2 protein-coding genes are annotated in these 2,088 nt (G+C 67.0%); one reads left to right on the top strand and one right to left on the bottom strand.

What is annotated here, in order from left to right; genetic code table 11:
- Window positions 1-91 precede the first annotated feature (91 nt).
- Window positions 92-439, bottom strand: a complete 348-nt coding sequence (locus ACFV0T_RS42130) for a hypothetical protein (protein ID WP_385790849.1) — start codon at window positions 437-439, stop codon at window positions 92-94.
- Window positions 440-868: 429 nt separating this feature from the next.
- On the opposite strand from ACFV0T_RS42130, the gene ACFV0T_RS42125 reads away from it, so the two are divergent.
- Window positions 869-1,996, top strand: coding sequence for a GNAT family N-acetyltransferase (locus tag ACFV0T_RS42125; protein ID WP_385790847.1), 1,128 nt, complete (start codon window positions 869-871; stop codon window positions 1,994-1,996).
- Window positions 1,997-2,088: the final 92 nt, after the last annotated feature.

Below are 2,088 nucleotides of genomic sequence, written 5' to 3'. Positions count from 1 at the left end.
GGAACAGCACCCACAACTCATCGGGCACCAGCCGCTCAACCAGATCCGTCATGCACGGATCAACGAACGATCACGCCATCAGAAACGGTGTCTAAGTGGTCTCGGCGGCCAGCGGAGTGAGCCGTCCGGTCGCGCTCCAGCCGGCGGAAGGAGCATCGAGGGTCCAGGTGGCGAGACCGGCTGTGAGGGGACGGCCGGCGGTCCAGGAACCGACCGTCACCGTACGGTCGGCGTCGGGGCTGTCCACGTAGAGAGTCGCGCCGTCGATCTGGTGCCCGCAGACCATCATGACGCCGAGCAGATGGCCGTCGGCGCTCACGGAGATGCCGGCGACGGCATCGACGGGCACCGTGCACCCCGAACTCGCGGTCAGGGCCACTCCGGCCGCGACGGCGCCGGCGAAGCGACGGAACACCAGCCAGGAAACGGTCGACCGCACGAAAGCCCCCTTGCCCGGGGGATCGCTCCTGGTATCCCCGTCTACGCCGGATGATAGGGACGGCCCGCGTCGGGCCTCAGCGCTGCCACCCACCCGTTGCGCCCTCGTTGTGGCCTTGTAGCCGCCTGGCGGCCTCGGTTCAAGGGACGCCCGCGGACCGCCCTCGTTGCCTGTCCGCCACCGCTGCTGCACCGGCCGGACGCTGACCCGCAGATCCTTGGCGATGAGGGCACTCGCCGCACCCCGGGCGAACCGCTGCGCGGCCCGCAGTGCGTAACCCCTGGCAAAGCTCTCCGCGTCTGGCTTCGTTCGCTTTCGGTGGCAGCGTTCGATGACGGGTTTCACCAGTGTTGGGTGGGTTAAGGACATCGTTGATGTTCGCGGGAATCGACGGCACCGCCGAACGATCAAGAGGTTGAGGACTTTTCCGTGTCGGATCATGAGGCAAGGGTCAGTTACACCGAAGTCGCGGATCAGGAGGTGCGCAGTCTGCGAGTGCGTTACTGCCGGTTGCGGACCGCTGGAGGCGAACCGGTCGCCGAGCTGGAGGCGCACTCCTTCCACCTGCGATTCGGTGCGGTGGCCGTTGCCGCAGAAGGCATCGGTGGCGTGGAAACCGAGCCCCAATTCCGACTTCAGGGGCACATGAGCCGACTCCTCCGCCAGGCATTGGCCGGAATGGCGCAGCGGGTGGACGTCGCTTTCGTCTCCAACGGTATCGAGGGGGTGTACGAGCAGTTCGGTTTCGTCGGTGCCGTCACCGAAGGGCACCTGGTCATCCCAGTGCGCAACGTCGAACAGGCGGCGGAAGGTGATCCGGGTACGGCTGTTTCGGGCATCCGCAGCGGCTCTCCGGCCGATCTACCGGCGATGATCCGTCTGTACAACACCGCGCACGCTCGTCGGCCCTGGACCCACGCACGGCACGCAGGCTGGAACCGGCTCATCCCCCAAGCCACGTGGAAGCCCGGGTCGCAGACCCTAATCCTGCAGATCGACAGTGCTGCCGTCGGCTATGCCGTGCTGGAGGGCCGAGCCTTCGGCGACCCCCTGGGTTCGCTGACCGTGGACGAACTGGTGGCCGAGAATGCCGCCGCGGCACGCCTGATGCTCGTTGCCATCGCCCGACTCTGCTGGCAACGGCGTCTGAGCGAATTCACAGTGCGGGAGCCGGCCGACAGCCTCACCGGCCGAGTGGCTCGCCATATGGGCTGCACCTACCAGCAGAGATTTCCACCGAGCGGCGGGATGATGGCCGCCGTCTTGAACCGGTCGTCCCTGGTGCGCAAGCTCGACCGCGAGCTGCGTCGCCGGGCTGCCGTGCAGCAGCCGGACAAGGACTACGACACGGCGTTCGACGCGCTGCGACGCGGCGACCTGCTCCCCGACGACAAAGCGCTCATCCGGCTGCTTCTCGGTCAGTGGTCGACCGATGACGCATACGTGCATGGGATTTCGATCCCCAAGCGGTACGGGGATCTTTGCACAGCGTGGTTCCCCGGAGGCGGCACGCAGTCCCTGCCGACCCCATACGCGCACCGCCTGGATCGGTATTAAGGGCTGTCCCGTAATCCCGGGTGGATCAGCGCGCGGCGTCAGATGCGGTGCATCGCAAGGCGGAGGGTCGTCCGCATACTGGGCGTATGCGG

Source organism: Streptomyces sp. NPDC059582, assembly GCF_042735715.1.
Lineage (GTDB): Bacteria > Actinomycetota > Actinomycetes > Streptomycetales > Streptomycetaceae > Streptomyces.
The sequence above is the reverse complement of the archived record's forward strand: the minus strand, read 5'-3'. Positions and strand labels throughout refer to the sequence as shown.